Origin of the sequence: Bacteroides caecigallinarum (assembly GCF_016902295.1) — a bacterium.
Classification (GTDB): domain Bacteria; phylum Bacteroidota; class Bacteroidia; order Bacteroidales; family Bacteroidaceae; genus Phocaeicola; species Phocaeicola caecigallinarum_A.
In genome coordinates, this window is record NZ_JACJLQ010000035.1 from 16840 (window position 1) to 34283 (window position 17444).

Annotated in this window: 17 protein-coding genes; 1 reads left to right on the forward strand and 16 read right to left on the reverse strand. The window is 44.2% G+C overall.

Translation table 11 applies throughout. The features are described 5' to 3' along the window. Positions 1-3: 3 nt before the first annotated feature. From H6A27_RS15435 to H6A27_RS11415, 13 genes are all read right to left on the reverse strand, one after another. On the reverse strand, positions 4-129 hold the full coding sequence (locus H6A27_RS15435) for a hypothetical protein (RefSeq protein WP_262897125.1): 126 nt from the start codon (positions 127-129) through the stop codon (positions 4-6). A gap of 21 nt (positions 130-150) precedes the next feature. After that, on the reverse strand, positions 151-1671 hold the full coding sequence (locus tag H6A27_RS11360) for a leucine-rich repeat domain-containing protein (RefSeq protein ID WP_204508752.1): 1521 nt from the start codon (positions 1669-1671) through the stop codon (positions 151-153). Positions 1672-1694: 23 nt separating this feature from the next. Further along, positions 1695-1844 carry a hypothetical protein gene (locus tag H6A27_RS11365; RefSeq protein WP_204403763.1) on the reverse strand — a complete coding sequence of 50 codons (150 nt, stop codon included), beginning with the start codon at positions 1842-1844 and terminating at the stop codon, positions 1695-1697. Positions 1845-1861: 17 nt separating this feature from the next. Continuing rightward, the gene (locus H6A27_RS11370; protein WP_022233797.1) at positions 1862-1999 is read right to left on the reverse strand and encodes a hypothetical protein; all 138 of its coding nucleotides are present in this window, start codon (positions 1997-1999) and stop codon (positions 1862-1864) included. Between the two features lie 396 nt (positions 2000-2395). Next, positions 2396-3175 (reverse strand): tryptophan synthase subunit alpha, encoded by a 780-nt coding sequence (gene trpA / locus H6A27_RS11375; protein ID WP_204508753.1) that lies wholly within the window; start codon positions 3173-3175, stop codon positions 2396-2398. Positions 3176-3189: 14 nt separating this feature from the next. Continuing rightward, complete coding sequence (locus H6A27_RS11380) at positions 3190-3801, reverse strand: phosphoribosylanthranilate isomerase (protein WP_204508754.1); 612 nt, start codon at positions 3799-3801, stop codon at positions 3190-3192. Positions 3802-4000: 199 nt separating this feature from the next. Further along, on the reverse strand, positions 4001-4810 hold the full coding sequence (gene trpC / locus H6A27_RS11385) for an indole-3-glycerol phosphate synthase TrpC (protein ID WP_204508755.1): 810 nt from the start codon (positions 4808-4810) through the stop codon (positions 4001-4003). 13 nt (positions 4811-4823) lie between these two features. Continuing rightward, a complete protein-coding gene (gene trpD / locus H6A27_RS11390) occupies positions 4824-5819 on the reverse strand; it encodes an anthranilate phosphoribosyltransferase (protein ID WP_204508756.1) in 996 nt (331 codons plus the stop codon). 12 nt (positions 5820-5831) lie between these two features. Further along, positions 5832-6398: an anthranilate synthase component II gene (locus H6A27_RS11395; protein ID WP_204508757.1), complete on the reverse strand. Its 567-nt coding sequence runs from the start codon at positions 6396-6398 to the stop codon at positions 5832-5834. Positions 6399-6418: 20 nt separating this feature from the next. Then, the gene (locus H6A27_RS11400; RefSeq protein WP_204508758.1) at positions 6419-7825 is read right to left on the reverse strand and encodes an anthranilate synthase component I family protein; all 1407 of its coding nucleotides are present in this window, start codon (positions 7823-7825) and stop codon (positions 6419-6421) included. Positions 7826-7848: 23 nt separating this feature from the next. Next, positions 7849-9033, reverse strand: a complete 1185-nt coding sequence (trpB, locus tag H6A27_RS11405) for a tryptophan synthase subunit beta (RefSeq protein ID WP_204508759.1) — start codon at positions 9031-9033, stop codon at positions 7849-7851. A 265-nt stretch (positions 9034-9298) separates the two neighbouring features. Continuing rightward, entirely contained in the window at positions 9299-9667 is a 369-nt protein-coding gene (folB, locus tag H6A27_RS11410) for a dihydroneopterin aldolase (protein ID WP_204508760.1), read from the reverse strand. 86 nt (positions 9668-9753) lie between these two features. Further along, positions 9754-12312: an adenosylcobalamin-dependent ribonucleoside-diphosphate reductase gene (locus tag H6A27_RS11415; protein WP_204508761.1), complete on the reverse strand. Its 2559-nt coding sequence runs from the start codon at positions 12310-12312 to the stop codon at positions 9754-9756. A gap of 298 nt (positions 12313-12610) precedes the next feature. On the opposite strand from H6A27_RS11415, the gene H6A27_RS11420 reads away from it, so the two are divergent. After that, the gene (locus tag H6A27_RS11420; RefSeq protein ID WP_204403782.1) at positions 12611-13357 is read left to right on the forward strand and encodes an NADPH-dependent oxidoreductase; all 747 of its coding nucleotides are present in this window, start codon (positions 12611-12613) and stop codon (positions 13355-13357) included. Between the two features lie 57 nt (positions 13358-13414). Here the strand turns inward: H6A27_RS11420 and dnaA are convergent, their stop codons facing one another. The 3 genes from dnaA to H6A27_RS11435 all read right to left on the reverse strand — a co-directional run bounded on the left by dnaA (position 13415) and on the right by H6A27_RS11435 (position 17200). Further along, positions 13415-14821, reverse strand: a complete 1407-nt coding sequence (gene dnaA, locus H6A27_RS11425) for a chromosomal replication initiator protein DnaA (RefSeq protein ID WP_204403784.1) — start codon at positions 14819-14821, stop codon at positions 13415-13417. Between the two features lie 334 nt (positions 14822-15155). After that, on the reverse strand, positions 15156-16043 hold the full coding sequence (locus tag H6A27_RS11430; protein WP_204403786.1) for an MlaD family protein: 888 nt from the start codon (positions 16041-16043) through the stop codon (positions 15156-15158). Positions 16044-16063: 20 nt separating this feature from the next. Continuing rightward, the gene (locus tag H6A27_RS11435; RefSeq protein ID WP_204508762.1) at positions 16064-17200 is read right to left on the reverse strand and encodes an N-acetylmuramoyl-L-alanine amidase family protein; all 1137 of its coding nucleotides are present in this window, start codon (positions 17198-17200) and stop codon (positions 16064-16066) included. Positions 17201-17444 lie beyond the last annotated feature (244 nt).

Sequence of the window (17444 nt, forward strand, 5' to 3'; positions counted from 1 at the left end):
CCTTTACCATTCGACCGTTTCGCCGTCCTCGAATCCTTCATGGATTCCGCTCGTGCATATCACCTGCACGGCATCCATCTGCAACACCTCGCAGAGCGGCGCTTCATAGCGCTCTTTTGTCGTTTCCATATACTTGTTGACAATTTGTTTTTACTGCAATACGGGTTCTCCGCCGTCATCTTCGTAGCCGTCGTGATCGGCATTGACAGGAGCCTCTATAACATTGGTTGTGACATTGCTGTTTTCATCTGAATACATGTTTAACATCCTGTCCCAAAACGCCTTCTTGGTGTCCCACAATGTCAGGGTCAGTTGCTGATTATCTTGCTGGTTCCCGCACTTCAAATCCCCCAAATATGCGTTATGGGTTATATCGAGAGCCGTCATCTTGTTGCCATGACACCACAAAATTTTAAGCTCTTCCAAAGTACTGACATCCAACGAGACAAGTTGATTATCGCTGCACTCCAAATACGTCAGATTGGTCAGCTTGGTTACATCAAGGGCAGTCAGTTGATTACCGTTGCACTCCAATTGCGTCAGATTGGTCAGCTTGGTTACATCAAGGGTAGTCAGTTGATTATCGTTGCACACCAAAACCTTCAGACTGGTCAGCTTGGTTACATCAAGGGTAGTCAATTGATTACCTATGCAATCCAAAGTCTCCAGATCGGTGAAGTACTCAATGCCGGCAAGGCTGGTAATGTTTTTATTTCGCAAAAACAAGAAAGTTCCCCCATTCCTTATTATTTGGAATTTGTTATCCTCATCCAGGGATACGGTGCCATCGGGGTTCGCCGTCCAGCCGATATTTGGGTTGAATTCTTCCACGGCATTGGCAAACGCCGCATTGAGGGCCTCGGTGAAATTGGCGATATCCAGTGCGCCCAGGTAGGTAATCTTTCCGGCGTTGAAGGTCACCTCTTTTTGGGTGGTCTTGACGTATGTCTTGCCGCCTTCACCCATATAGTTCAGGGTAATGCCGCCCGTCAGCGTGCCGGGAGCCACGACGAAGTAGTACTCCTCGCCTTTCGTGAAGGTTCCCGTCAGCGTTACCGACCGGGAAGCGCTTCCCGTGGCGGTCAGCGTACCATCGGCGATGGTATAGGTCAGCCCGCCTGCCAGTGCGTCGCTTTCCTGGTTGGCGGTCAGGGTAACTTCCGTCACACCCTCTGCGTCCACGGTGAACTTGGCCAGGGCGCAGAGGTTCCGGAACGTCAGATTTTTGCTGCCGTCCGTCGCCTGTGCCCACGAGGGGTTCAGCCCTTCGGCAAAGCCGCCTGCCACGGCTGTCTGCGTGGCGGGCAGGGTGAAGGTGATGGCATCGTGGGTGAGGGTCAGCGTCCCGTCGTCGGTGTAGGGATAGAAGGCGGTGTAGGTATCGGTCACTTTGGCCTCGCCTTCCAGGGTGGCGGTGCTGCCGCTGACTTCGGTTGCTTCAAACTTGCAGATGGTTTCCGTTCCGTCGTAGATGGCTACCAGGTCGCCCTGCGTCCAGTTGACGGCATGGCCGTCCTCGCCCAGCGAGGTACGTGTCTGCGGCATTCCGGCGGTGAAGGTCATGTGTACCTTCCCCGTGCTGCCGCTTTCGTTGTTCTCAATGATTTCTTCGTTGCCGCAGGCTGCCAACAGCAGGGCCAGCGCGGCGATGGTCATGTTTTTTGCTTTCATTGTTATATTTATTTGTTCAGAATTTACCAAATCACTTCGTCGCTGTCTTCAAAACCACCGTGTGTGGCATTGTAATCGCTGCCGCACAGCACGCCTTCATTCTGTATTTCAATAATCTCACATTTGGGAGCTTCGTAGCTCTCAAGGCTTGTTGTTTTTTTATTGTCTTGCATTTTTTTATTTATTATGGTTAATTAATATACGTCAATTTGTCTATTATCCAACGGGGCATCCATGAAGTATTGCTGTAATCGAGCGTAAACGGAAACGCTGCCAGTCCGCCCAGCAACAGGAATATACTTGCTATAATGGTTATTTCGGTATTCATACGACTTTTGTTTTAATGGGTTAAACGGGGCATACGAATACGGAAAAGGGCGGAAAGCTCCCGTAAAAAGGAGTTTCCACCCTTGCATGTATTGATGATAATAAGTATATTAACGCGCGAAGATACGCCGGTCGCAATGTGTGTGTGTGTGTGTGTGTGTGTGTGTGTGTGTGTGTGTTTACACAAATCTCACACATATCCAAATTATCAGCACACTTTTTTGAAGGAAAATATATGCAGGATGCGGCAGACAACAGAACATTGTCTGAACAGATTACTATATTTCCAAAAATGGGCCGCAAACCGGAATACATTTTAATTCAATTTATTAACTGCCGCAAAGATAGCGTATTTTGACGATAAATAAAGTATAAATCAGGGAAATAAATATTTTTTTTACTGTATTTCCAGATTCATTTTCAGCCGTTCTATCGCCCGCTCAGCGTTTCCGCTTTCTTCGTTGAGTAGGGTCACGAACCGGCTTCCGATGATGCACCCTGCGGCGTGTGCTGCCGCCGCCTCGTATGTACGGCGGTTTGAGATGCCGAAACCTATCATGCGCGGGTTGCGCAGGTTCATGCCTTCTATCCTCTTGAAGTATTCCTGTTTCCGGGCGTCAAAGTCCTTCTGTGCTCCGGTTACGGCTGCCGACGATACCATGTAGATGAATCCTTCGGTATTCTCGTCGATAAGGCGGATTCTTTCTTCCGATGTTTCGGGGGTGATGAGCATTATCACTTTGATGCCGTACTTTTCGGCTATTGGCTTAACTGATTGCATGTACTCATCGAAAGGCAGGTCGGGGATGATTGCCCCGTCGATGCCTGTGCTGCTGCAACTCCTGAAGAACTGTTCCATTCCGTACTGCATTATCGGATTGAGATAGCCCATAAGGACGAGCGGTATGCTCACGGTGCTGCGGATGCCTTCAAGCTGTGCGAACAGGCCGGTCAGTGTCATGCCGTTGCGGAGTGCCCGGCATGAGGCGTCCTGAATCACCGGACCGTCGGCAAGGGGGTCGCTGAAGGGTATTCCTATCTCTATAATGTCCACTCCGTTCTTTTCGAGCGAGGTTATCACTTCTGCTGTATTGTCGGCTTTAGGCGCGCCCGCACAGAAGTAGATTGAGAGGATGTCATGTCTCTTGTTGCTGAAGAGTTGGTTTATTCTGTCCATAGTTGTATCTGTTTTTATAGTTTTCTTAATTGTTTAATGAATCCGGCGATGGCTTCGGTGTCTTTCACTCCCGGAGCTGTCTCGAAGCCGCTGTTGATGTCTATCCCCGCGAACATCGGATGGCGGAACGCGGTTATCCGCTCCAGGCTTTCCGGCCTGATTCCGCCGCTGAGCAGGAAGGGGGTGTTGCCGTGATAGCCCTGTGTGAGGGTCCAGTCGAATGTCTTGCCGGAGCCGCCGTACGCCGCGCATGGAGTGTCGAACAGGTAGTATCGGCACAGGCCTTCGTAAGGGGCGGTTATGGTGTCGGCATCGGCAGTCTTCAGAGAGAAGGCTTTTATAATGTCTATGCCTTTGCCGCGTAGGGAATGGCATTGTTCCGGCGGTTCACTGCCGTGCAGCTGCACAAGGTTGAGACCGAATTCCCTTACCTTATATAATATATAGTCCGTATCGCTGTTTACGAACACTCCGACGCGGAGCGATGAAGCCGGCATGTACTCCGGAACTTCATCAGCGAAACGCGGGGACGATGGGTGGAAGATGAACCCCGTCATGTCCGGTTTCAGTTTGTCCAATGCTCTTATATTCCCGGCATGTTTCATGCCGCATACTTTTATAATCATTTGCGTACTTTAAATTCTTACTTATATGTTATGTCTGGTTTATCCGGATAGTGTATAGGGACTCTCTTATTATAAAAAATCAGTACATAGACGACGTCACACTGTAGTTTTACGCTCGTAATACTATAGTTATATGCTCGTCGAACTATAGTTTTACGCTCGTTACACTATAGTATTACGATAAATGTGACGAAGCTTTTTACTGCTTCCGGGCTGTTTCAAGTTCCTCGATGAGTGTTGCCAGTGCGCCAGCCGGTTCTGCAGTCTTCATGAACGATTCGCCCATAAGGAATCCGTCGTATCCAGCCTGCCGTAGCACGGCTATGATGTCTGCCCCTGAAATTCCGCTTTCCGATATGTGCGGTATTCCTTTCGGAAGTTTTTCGGCAAGGCGGAATGAGTTTTCCACGTCGGTGTGGAAACTACCGAGATTCCGGTTGTTCACGCCTATGAGGTCGATGCAGTCCGTCGCATATTCCAGTTCGTCTTCCGAATGTATTTCCAATAAAACTTCGAGTCCCAGGCTGTGCGCCATTTCTGCGAGGTGTCTGCATTCGTCCTTTTCAAGTGCGGCGGCTATCAGGAGTATGGCATCTGCCTGAATGGCTACGGACTGTAATATCTGATATTCCGATATGATGAAATCCTTTCTCAGGATAGGGGTGGATGGAGCTGAAAGGCGGGCTTTGAGTAGGTCGCCTTCGCTGCCTCCAAAGAAATCCGTGTCTGTCAGGACTGACAGTCCTGCTGCTCCGGCTTCGGCATATCCTCCGGTTATCAGCCGGACATCGGCTTCGCGGTTTATCCAGCCTTTTGAGGGGGAACGACGTTTGAATTCTGATATTATTCCGGTGGGGGATGACATGATGGAGCGGCTGAGGCTTAACGGCTCTCTTGTTTCATGCATGGCTATTATGGCTTCGAGCCGCTTCATGCTTACGGCTTCCGTCTGCCGGCTGATTTCCTTGCGCTTGTTGGCTATTATCTGTGTGAGAATATCTTCTTTCATACTGGTGGAGTGATTATTGGTTTATCTCGATGAATTTTTTGAGTGTCTGCATGGCATGTCCGCTTTCGAGCGATTCGCGTGCCTTGGCTACGCATTCTTCTATCGGAAGTTGCGGCTCTATGGCCTGTATGGCGAAGGATGCGTTGATGAGTACACACTCTGTCTGTGCTTTTGTGGCATTGTTGCTCAGTACATTGTCGAATATCTTTGCAGCTTCGCGTGTAGTGCTTCCTCCGTAGAGTTCTTCGCGGCGTGCTATGGTGAAACCTATATCGGAAGGTTTGCAGATGGTTTCATAGCGGTTGGTCATAACCTTGAACTCGTCGGTGAGGGATATTTCGTCGTATCCGTCAAGATTGTTTACTACGGCGAAACCTATTCCGAGGCGTTGCAGTGTGTTGGTGTAGAGGCGCATCAGTGTGAGGTCGGCCACTCCGAGCAACTGGTATGCCGGGATGCATGGGTTGATGAGCGGACCGAGCAGGTTGAAGATGCTTCTCACTCCGAGTTCCTTCCTTACGGATGCCACGGTCTTCATGGCCGTATTGAAGAGAGGCGCGTGCATATATGCCATTCCGCATTCTTCCATCGACTTTCTCAGACGGGAATTGTCGTTGGTAAATTTCACTCCGTGTTCCTCCATCACGTTGCTTGCCCCGCTCACTGAGGTGCTGCCGTAGTTGCCGTGTTTTGCCACCTTGTATCCGGCTCCCGCCACTACGAAGCAGGCACATGTGGAGATATTAAATGTGTTCTTGCCGTCGCCTCCCGTGCCTACAATGTCGATTGGTTTGTATTCGCTCAAATCGACATTGACACGTGTGCTGAGGAGTGCTTCGCGGAAACCGATGAGTTCTTCTACTGTTATACCCCTCATCTGGAAGACCGTGAGGAGTGATGCTATCTGGGTGTTGTTGTATTTCTCTCCCGTTATGTTTTTCATGAGCGAACATGCTTCCTCGCGTGTAAGTTCCTCATGATTGAATAGTCGTTTAAGTATTTCTTTCATTGTAGCAGTTTTTTAATTTTCTCGAATCCAGTTCTCAATCATCTTCTTACCGTCTGGGGTAAGTACTGATTCCGGGTGGAACTGAATGCCCCGGACATCGTATTCCTTGTGCCGGATTGCCATTATGTAGCCTTCCGCACTGATGGCTGTCACTTCCAGACAGTCGGGGAGAGAATCTCTGTCCACCACCCATGAGTGGTATCTTCCTACGGGGATTTCTTCCGGCAGGCCGCTGAAGATATAGTCATCGGCAGTTATGCGGATTATGCTCTGTATGCCGTGATATACTTCTTTCAGGTTCACCAGCTTTCCTCCGAACGCTTCGCCTATGGCCTGTTCGCCAAGGCATACACCAAGGATAGGCTTGCTGCCGGAGTAGGTGCGTATCACGTCGAGAAGGAGTCCTGCCTCTTCGGGTATTCCCGGACCGGGGGAGAGGAGTATCTTGTCGAACTCCTCGAGTTCTTCCATACAGAAACAGTCGTTTCTGAGTACTGTCACTTCTGCGCCAAGCTCCTTAACGAGGTGGCTGAGGTTGTATGTGAATGAGTCGTAGTTGTCTATGATTACTATTTTCATTTTGTTTAGTTTTTGGTGTTTTATAATTTCTCTGCCAGTTCGATGGCTTTTCTCAGTGCTCCGAGCTTGTTGTTTACTTCCTGCAGTTCGTTTTCTACATTACTTTTTGCCACTATTCCGCCTCCTGCCTGAAACCAAAGTTCGTTGTTGCGGCTTACGAATGTGCGTATCGTTATCGCCTGATTAATGCTTTTCCCGTCCAGGCTGATGAAACCTATGCATCCGCCGTAAACTCCGCGGTTGTGAGGCTCGTACTTGCTGATAAGCTGCATTGCCATCACTTTCGGCGCTCCGCTCAGTGTTCCTGCCGGGAAGGTGTCGATGAATGTACTTACGGCATCGGCTCCGGCATTTACTTTTCCGCTCACACGGCTTACGAGGTGTATAACGTGACTGTAGTATTGGGGTTCCTTGTAGAAATCCACTTTCACTTCGTGGCAATTGCGGCTAAGGTCGTTCCTTGCCAGGTCCACCAGCATGACGTGCTCGGCATTCTCCTTTGGGTCGGCAAGCAGGGCCTCGGCTGCCTTGCGGTCGGCTTCCTTACTTCCTGTCCTTTTGGTGGTTCCTGCTATCGGGTCTATGCTTGCTATGCCGTCCTCAATCTTGCAGTGTGTTTCCGGTGACGAGCCGAAGATTCTGAATCCGCCGAAATCGAAGTAGAACAGGTATGGCGACGGGTTTATGCTTCGCAGGGCACGGTAGAGCTTGAAGTCGTCGCCTTCGTATCTCTGTATGAAGCGTCTTGACATCACTATCTGGAAAACGTCGCCCCTCATGCAGTGGCTAATGCCGCGGCGTATGTTCTCGCGGTGTTCATCGTCTGTCAGTGTGCTGGTGGTTTCACCTACAGCCCTGAACTCGTATGCCGTGAAGTTGCGGTTGTTTATGGCTTTTTCTATCTCGTCAATGTGGCTTGGTTCCCCCGGTGACTGAAGTTCGAGGAGTACCATCTCGCTCTTGAATCCGTGGAAAACGATGAGGTATTTATATAATATGTATAGAATCTCCGGAGCGTCGTTCTTCTCGTCTATGCTGTCCGGAACGTTGATGTTTTCGAAATAGCGGACCGCATTGAAAGTGGTGTAGCCATACACTCCGCAGTATGACGAATATTCGCCTTCTATACCGAAATGTCCGAGGAAGGTATTTATGGCATCTTCCACACTTTCCTTACACTTAACAGAAGTCTCTTCTGCAGTTCCGTCGGGGTAGGTCGCGATGGCTTTTCCGTGGTTTATGCTTATGCTTGCTATCGGGTTGAGGCCGATGAATGACTTGTTGTTCTCTGTTCCGTGATAATCGGAGCTTTCCATCAGTACACTCTGAGGGAAAATGTCGCGCACTTTCAGGTATGTGCTTACCGGCGTATGGAGGTCGCCTAAAATTGATTTGTGGATTGTGGTGTATTTGTATTTTGTATTCATCTTTGGGGAATTTAAATTAAAAACTAACAACCTTTATATTTCAAATAAGTCTCAATATCCTTGTCGCCTCTGCCGGACACTGTAAGTACAACAATATCTGTAGGCTTGAAGTTTATTTTCTCCAGGGCTCCCAAGGCATGGGCGGATTCCAGAGCCGGTATGATGCCTTCCAGAAGTGTAAGTTCATAAGCAGCCTTGATTGCTTCATCATCGTTTATAGCCAAAACTGTAGCTCGGTGTTCTTTGGCGAGGTTGGCGTGCATGGGACCTACCCCGGGATAGTCCAGACCGGCTGAGATTGAATAAGGTTCGAGTATCTGTCCGTTGGCATCCTGCATTACAATGGTCTTGAATCCGTGGATGATACCGATTTTCCCAAGTTGGATTGTGGCTGCCGACATACCGCTGTTTATTCCATGTCCGCCGGCTTCGGCAAGTATAATCTTCACACGCTCGTCGTCAAGATAGTGGTATATTGTGCCTGCAGCGTTGCTTCCTCCTCCTACACATGCCATCAGATAATCAGGATAATCGCGTCCTTCGTGTTCCATGAGCTGCTTCTTGATTTCTTCGCTGATGACGGACTGAAGCCTTGCCACCATGTCAGGATAGGGGTGAGGGCCTACTGTAGAGCCTATCACGTAGTAGGTATCGGCAGGATGGCAGCACCAGTCGCGTATGGCCTCGTTTGTGGCGTCCTTCAGGGTCATGTTGCCGGAAGTGACAGGGCAGACGGTTGCTCCAAGCATCTTCATGCGTTCCACGTTTACGTGCTGGCGTTCGACGTCCGTTTTTCCCATATACACTATACATTCCATGCCCATCAGAGCGCATACTGTAGCTGTGGCTACACCGTGTTGTCCGGCTCCTGTCTCGGCAATTATTCTGGTCTTTCCCATACGTTTTGCCAGCAGAACCTGACCTATGGCATTGTTTATCTTGTGTGCTCCCGTGTGGTTAAGGTCTTCCCTCTTGAGATAAATCTTGCATCCGTATTTCTCGGACAGGCGATTGGCGAGATAGAGTGGGGAAGGGCGTCCCACGTAGTCTTTAAGCAACTGCGCGTACTCTTTCTTGAACCCTTCGTCGTCAAGAACTTTTGAGTATGCCTCCTGAAGTTCGCTAACACATCTGTGCAGGATTTCGGGGATATACGCTCCGCCGAATTCTCCGTAATAACCTTTTTCGTTTACTTGATAAGATTTCATATTGTCATTGTTTTAAAAGTTTCTGAAAACACAAAAAGCAGAACGGGCTGTCGTAAAGTACGACAGCCCGTTCTGCTTTATATTCCTATATCTTATGTTTGGTATATATACACACGACTGATGCCCTTACGACTTTTGGAGTTGTAAGTGGCGCCACCAGAAGAATGTATTTACCAATGAAGTTCTCATAAAATGTTATATTATTTGTTGTTTCTGCGGCAAATCTATGTATTATTTTTTATAATCCAAACATTTTGCCGATTTTTTATCGAAAATATTTCACTTTTATTCCTACAGCCTTGCTTTCGGCTCCCATTGGAGGATTTTCCTTGAATATGCTTATACCAATGCTTTTTATAGCCGGAAAGTCGTTGAAAAGGCGTTTTGAAATCCTGTATGCCAGATGTTCAAGCAGTTTTGACGGAATAGACATTTCATGCTTCACGGCTTCGTATATTTCCGCATAGTTAATGGTGCCTTCAAGACTGTCGGTTTCTGCCGCAATGCTGAAATCGGTCTCGATGTCAAGGCTTACCTTGTATTCTGCTCCGACTGTGTTCTCTTGCGGCATGACACCATGAAATGAATAGAATTTCATACCGTCGAGTATGATGTTCATTGATTGGGCTTTCATATAATCATGATTAAAGATAAAAGGCGAAGAATTCCGTTTTATGCGGATATTCTTCGCCTGGGTTTATCATTTATGTTTAAAGTATATTATCCGCATCTTGAAGAACCGCAAGATGTACATATCAGACATCCTTCCTGATAAACGAGTGTCTCTTGTCCACAGTTAGGACATTTCATGCCTTTTGCCTGTGTACCGTCCTGTACGTATTTCTTCAGAGCACGTTCAACACCGTTTTTCCAAGTGTTGATGTTCTCGCTGTCAAGCTGCAGTGAACCTACGAGTTTGATAACCTGGTCGATAGGCATTCTCCAGCGCAAGACTCCTGAAATAAGTTTTGCATAGTTCCAGTATTCCTTATTGAAACGTTCGGACAATCCTTCAACTGTCATCTTATATCCGCGTTTGTTCTCGAACTGGAAGTCGTAGCGTTTGTTTCCATTCTCATCAATGTTCTTGATGATTTTTCCGCATGTAACTGATTTAGGAAGAACAATTCCCTCTTCGTCATCCTGAAGACCGGTGAAGATTTCGTACGGATGACCGTCGAGCAGTCCTACGAATGCCACCCACTTTTCCTTGTTGTTCTGGAAACGTACGACGTCGGCTTCAAGTACTTTTGGTCTGACTTCTACAACTTCAGGGCGCTTGCATCTGCACTCTTCTTCTTGTTCCTTGCGTTTTTCTTCCTTGTCGGTCTTTTGTGTTGAAATAAGAACTCCGGCACGTGAACCGTCGCGGTAAACGGTACATCCTTTGCATCCTGAACGCCATGCTTCGATGTAGAGTTTGTTCACGAGTTCCTCATCGACATTGTTCGGCAAGTTAATGGTTACACTGATTGAATGGTCAACCCATTTCTGTATGCGTCCCTGCATCTTGACTTTCATCAGCCAGTCCACATCATTGGATGTGGCCTTATAATAAGGTGACTTGGCTACAAGTTCGTCTATTTCTTCCTGGGAATAGTTCTTTGTTGTATCAAGACCGTTAATCTTCATCCATGTCAGGAACTTGTGATGGAATACGATGTATTCTTCAAAAGCGTCACCTGTTTCGTCAACGAAGTCGATTCTTACGTTCTCGTCATTAGGGTTTACTTTACGGCGTCTCTTATATACAGGCATGAATACAGGCTCAATACCGGATGTGGTCTGTGTCATAAGACTTGTTGTTCCTGTAGGCGCGATAGTAAGACACGCAATGTTTCTACGTCCGTATTTAACCATTTCTTCGTAAAGAGCAGGATCGGCTTCCTTGATACGGTTTACGAAAGGATTATCTTTTTCTCTTTCGCTGTCATATATCTCGAATGCTCCGCGTTCCTTTGCCATGATGACAGACGAGCGGTAGGCTTCGATGGCTATGGTCTTGTGTACTTTCTCAGAGAATTCTGTGGCTTCTTCTGTTCCGTATATCAATCCCATGGCTGCAAGCATATCTCCTTCGGCGGTAATACCAACTCCGGTACGTCTTCCAAGACCTGACTTCCTGTAAATCTTTTCCCACAGATGGCGCTCTGTATTCTTTACCTCGTCATTTTCAGGGTCTGAATCTATCTTTTCAAGGATAAGGCCAATCTTTTCAAGCTCGAGGTCGATAATGTCGTCCATTATCCTCTGAGCATATCTTACGTGAGTCTTGAACAGGTCGAAATCAAAATACGCGTCTTTTGTAAATGGATTTACTACGTATGAATAAAGGTTTATAGCCAACAGACGGCATGAGTCGTATGGACACAATGGAATCTCACCACATGGGTTTGTTGATACAGTTCTGAAGCCAAGGTCGGCATAACAGTCGGGCACGGATTCTTTTAGAATTGTATCCCAGAACAAAACTCCGGGCTCGGCCGATTTCCAGGCATTGTGCACAATCTTTTTCCATAATTCGTTGGCATTGATTTCTTTGACGAACTGTGGATTGTCCGAATCTATAGGGAATTTCTGGATGTAAGGCTTATTGTCAATGGCAGCCTGCATGAATTCATCGTCGAGCTTTACAGAAACATTTGCCCCTGTAACCTTTCCTTCTGTCATCTTTGCGTCGATGAATGACTCTGAGTCGGGATGTTTTATTGAAACGCTAAGCATAAGAGCTCCTCTACGTCCGTCCTGCGCTACTTCCCTTGTAGAGTTGGAGTAACGTTCCATGAATGGGACAAGTCCTGTAGATGTAAGTGCGGAGTTCTTTACAGGCGATCCTTTGGGACGTATGTGTGACAGGTCATGTCCTACACCGCCTCTGCGTTTCATGAGCTGTACCTGCTCTTCGTCGATACGGATGATAGCACCGTATGAATCGGCCTTTCCGTCAAGTCCAATAACGAAACAATTGGATAAAGAAGCAACCTGGTATTCATTTCCGATACCGGTCATAGGGCTACCCTGAGGGACTATGTATCTGAAGTGGTCGAACAAGTCAAACAATTCCTGTGAGCTCATGCTGTTAGGATAGTTTGCCTCAATTCTGGCTACTTCATTGGCCAAACGCCAATGCATATCCTCTGGGGATTTTTCATAGATGTTTCCAAACGAATCTTTCACAGCGTATTTGTTTACCCAAACACGTGCCGCAAGTTCGTCACCTTTAAAATACTCTAACGAAGCTTCGTACGCTTCATTGTAGCTGTAAACCTTTTTTTCCACGATATTATATGAATAAGTTTGTAACCGTTTTTTGGTAGATATTCGAGATATGATTGAATGGTGCAAAGCTATTAATGTTTTTCGAATGGACAAAGGAAAAACATACAAAGTTATCAACAGTTTTGTGAAGTTTTCAGTTTCGACTGATTATTATCTTGAGTATCAATGATATAAAGATTTTGTATAATAATAAAGTTTTCCGTTTTGAAAAACTTTAGTGCGTTCATGGCAATAATAGTCTGTAAAAACTGTGTTATGATTGTTTTTTTTGTATTATCTTTGTGGAAAACGATTTAAGATGGAAACAATAAAGAATAGAAGGACAATACGTAAGTACAAATCTCAGGATATTCCTGATGATTTGTTGAATGGTTTGCTGGAAGAATCTTTCAGAGCGGCTACAATGGGGAACATGCAATTGTATAGTGTTGTGGTAACTCGCAGTTCTGAAATGAAATCCAAACTCGCACCGATACATTTCAATCAACCTATGGTGACAGGTGCTCCTGTGGTTTTGACGTTCTGTGCCGATTTCAACCGTTTCAGCTTGTGGTGCAAACAGAGGAAAGCGGAGCCGGGCTATGATAATTTCCTTTCATTTGTCAATGCCATGTCGGATGCGTTGTTGGTGACTCAGAATTTTTGTACTTTAGCTGAAAACGCCGGTCTTGGAACATGCTATTTAGGCACTACAATCTATAATCCGGGTCCTATTATAGATTTGCTTAAACTACCAAAGCTTGTTATTCCTGTAGCAACGATTACTGTCGGTTATCCTGATGAATTTCCGGCTCAGCCTGACAGGTTGCCTTTGAAGGGGATTGTCCATAATGAAGTGTATTCTCAATATTCGGCCGGGGATATTGATGATATATATGCTTATAAAGAGTCTCTGCCAGAGAATAAAAACTTTATAGCTATCAATAATAAGGAAACACTGGCGCAGATATTCACTGATATCAGATATAAAAAGAATGATAATGAGGCGATGTCAGAAAATCTGGTTGGGGTATTAAGACAGCAGGGATTTTTTGATGTGGATTAATATAAAAAAAAGCCGTAGTTTTGAACTGCGGCTTTATTTTTTATATTCGTATATGAATTATTTTGTTCTTAAAATAGCTTCAATCTCATCAATTTCATTTTTGAAAGCTTTATCCACATCGACTTGGTCTTTTACTATTTTACAAGCATGTAAAACGGTTGCATGGTCTTTCTTTCCGATAAGCTGACCGATTTTTGATGATGAGGTATCAGTGTGTTTCTTTGCCAAATACATAGCAACCTGTCTTACTTGTACAACCTCTCTTTTTCTTGTCTTGGTATGTATTGTAGAAGTGTCAACTTTATAGTATTCGCATACTTTTTCGATAATATCTTCCACAGTAACCGGCTTGACTTCTGCACATTTTACAGCTTTTCTAACTATTCTTTGAGTCAAGTCAATATCTATTTCACGCTTGAAAAGAATAGATTGTGCCAGCAATGAGTTGACAATGCCCTCAAGTTCGCGGACGCTCTCATTAACATTTTCGGCTATATAACTGATGACAGATTCGGAAATCGTAAGACCGTCACGTCGTATCTTATTACGCAATATGTTTTTACGCAATTCCGTGTCAGGCTTTTCGAGCTCCGCTACCAATCCCCACTTGAAACGTGTAAGCAGGCGGTCTTCCATTCCTTGAAGCATTACCGGTGCACGGTCCGAAGTCAGGATGAGCTGTTTACCGTTCTGATGCAGGTGATTAAAAATATGAAAGAAAGTATTTTGGGTTTTTGTTACTCCGGCAAACTCTTGAATATCATCAATAATGAGTACATCAATAGTCTGATAGAAAGTAATGAAATCATTGAAGTGGTTGGTTCGTACAGAATCTGTGTATTGCACCTGGAACAAATGTGCTGACACATACAAAACTCTTTTTTCGGGGTAAAGTTCTTTTATGCGTGTACCGATGGCATTGACAAGATGAGTCTTGCCAACTCCTGACGGTCCGTAGATGAATAAAGGGTTGAAGGTCCTGGCAGGGTTTTGTGCGACTGTTTCGGCAACAGTTCTTGAAAACTCGTTACTTGTACCTTTAATAAAGTTGTCGAAGTTGTAGTTCGGATTTAAGTGCGGATCCAAATCCTGTACAACTTGTGCTTGAAGAGGGTTAGGGGTTTTGTTGGCATTCTGTACATTGTTCTGTTGTACGGCCTGTGAACGTTTGGTCCCCTCTATATTTACTGTAATTTGATTGGTTTTGTCTGTAAGAATGGAGTACATCAGTTCCGTGCCTTCACCTATTTCCTTATATATGGCTGCACGGAGTAGTCCAACATACTTTTCTTCTAAGTATTCATAGAAGAAAGGACTTGGTACCCCTATAGTTAATGCCTTATTGTCGTATTTAAGCGGAACAATAGGCTCGAACCATGTTTTGAAAGCCGTTGCATTAACATTGTCTCTTATAAACTCGAGACATTTGTTCCATAACGCAATAGCTTGATTCCCTTCAATCATATTTGTAAATCTATATCTAAATTTCTATTTTGGCGAATTATCTACGATGCAAATTTCGTGATGTAATTTCAGAAAAACAAATCGTCTTTTTCTTGCTTTTCTGAAAAATATTATAAGCGCTTGATTATCAGCAGAGTTCTGCCGGTAGGCCTAATGTCTCCCTATAATATTGTTATACGTTTGTAATGTCTTGAAAATTAGAAGATTATTTATTGCCTAATAAGTGTGATATGTTTTTTATGTGTAAATATAAGTTATTGATAACCAATGCCTAATCTTTGTTGGATATGTGTTATTTAGAATGCTTGTTATTTAGATTTGTTCTAATTTGTCTTTATTTGTCCTTTTTGCCGAATAAAGAAAAATGAACATATCTTTTAGGATGTTCCTGCAGATCTTTTAATAATGACGCGGCGTTGGCTGACGTAGCGTTCAGGTTGTTATAAAGTTCAGGATCGTTGAATAATAATCCTATTGTGTTGTCTTTGTTGTTGAGCTTATCAGTTAATGCATAAACATTTTTCAGAGTTTCATCAATTTTGTTGAATGTTCCGGCATAGTCTATACCTTTTAGGTTGTCGCTTATAACCTTAAGGTCCTCGGTGATAGTTGTTACATTATTGGTTAGCTTTGGAATGTCATTTCCCATTAGCTTTTCAAGATGATTGCTTGTCTGGCTTAATGAAGCTGTAATTTTTTCAGCATTTTTGAGGGTATTGCCCAATGCTGGATCGGATAACACTGTATTTAGTGATGTTAATATGGAATCAAGTTTAGGCATCAGTTTTTCAATCTGAGGCAATAACTCTTGTTCGGCTTTTGCCATAATTCCATTGTTGGCGTAACCTTCGATAGTGTCGCCCGGAGTTACGGTTTTACTTTCGCCGTAATTCATTATAAGATTCATTTTTACGGTTCCAAGCATTTCTGTTATCAGTTCGGCTTTGCTGCCTGCAGGTATCTTGATGTTTTCATCCATTTCTATTCCTACAGTTATATGGCCGGGGTTATTGTGGTTGTACTGTATGTCTCTGACCAGGCCGACTTTGAATCCGTTGGCATAAACAGGGCTTGAAAGCGCTAATCCATTGACTTCAGTATAGTCCACATAATAATAGCTTTCAGCCTTAAACAAATTTATTCCCTTAAGATAATTTATTCCTACAAAAAGGATTACTAAAGCTGCAATAGCTGCTATTCCTATTGTAAATTCTTTTTTCATAATTGTATCTCTATAATTGTTTATTTGTTATTATTCCTGTTTTTAAATTCTTTTATAGCCTGGTTGATGTTTACTTTTTTGTCATCCTTGAAGGCGATGATAAAAGCGTCTTTAAATTTCTTGTCAACCAAAGTCTTTTTTATACTTAAAATTTTGTTGTAATTTTTGTCTTCAGCGTAAGTGTATTTTATAAGTCCGTTTTCTTTATAATAACTTACAGGTTTTAATCCTTTAAACTGTTTGCTGTTTTGTGGCAAGACTCTGTCGGAAGCCAAAATCTGTATTTTGAAGATTGGTCCGGAAGAAATGTTTGTCGTGTTATCGGGTGAATTTGTGGCAACTGTCTCGTTTTTAGGTTGCCGTGATATGGTAGATGATTGAATTTTGGAACTGTTTCCTTTATAGCTGATAAATGCGTTGTAAATAGCGTTGGCTAAATCGGATGTTCCTTTTTCTGACAATAGATAGGTTTCTTCGGCAGGGTTGGATATATATCCAAGTTCGATAAGCACACTTGGCATGGAAGTTTCTCTCAAAACTAAGAATCCTGCCTGATGTACACCTTTATCTATTCTATTATATCTTTTGAATTGTTTCTGGATGAGGGTCGCAAAGTTTACGCTTTGAGACATATTCTTATCCTGCATGAACTCGAATATAATATAGCTTTCAGAAGAATTGGGGTTGAACCCTGCATATTTTTGCTGATAGTTTTCCTCAATAAGAATTACTGAGTTTTCTTTCTTCGCAACTTCAAGATTGTCCTCGGTCCTGTGTAATCCCAATGTATAGGTCTCTGCCCCACGTACCTGGGATTTGTTTTTTGCCACAGCATTGGTATGTATGGAAATGAATAGATTTGCCTTTGCGTTATTTGCAATTTCGGCCCTTTTGTTTAAAGGTACGAAAATATCTGTTTTTCTTGTGAATACAACTTTTGTGTCGTTGCATTTCTGTTCTATTAATCTGCCTAATTTTATTGCTACATTCAGATTGATGTTCTTTTCCTTTCCTTTACGTCCTATAGCTCCAGGATCGTTACCTCCATGTCCCGGGTCGATGACGACAACGAACTTGTCGTTTATTGTGTTACCGGCTACATTAATGGATGAAAATAGTACGCACGATAATAAAAGTAGTCTGCAAAAAATATTCATTCTATATCAATGTAAACAAATCTGTGCAAAGTTAATATTTTCGTCCGTTTTTATTGCTGTAATCTTTAAGAATTTATTTTTTATTGGGTAAAAACAGTAAAATATACTATTGCATCTGATATTATGACTTTTTTTATTATCTTTCCTCTAAAATGATTTACGGTAGAATGATTCCAAAGGCTTCCATTGGTATATTCATATGAATAAAGGCAATAAAATATTTACCGGCAGCATATTGTTGTCG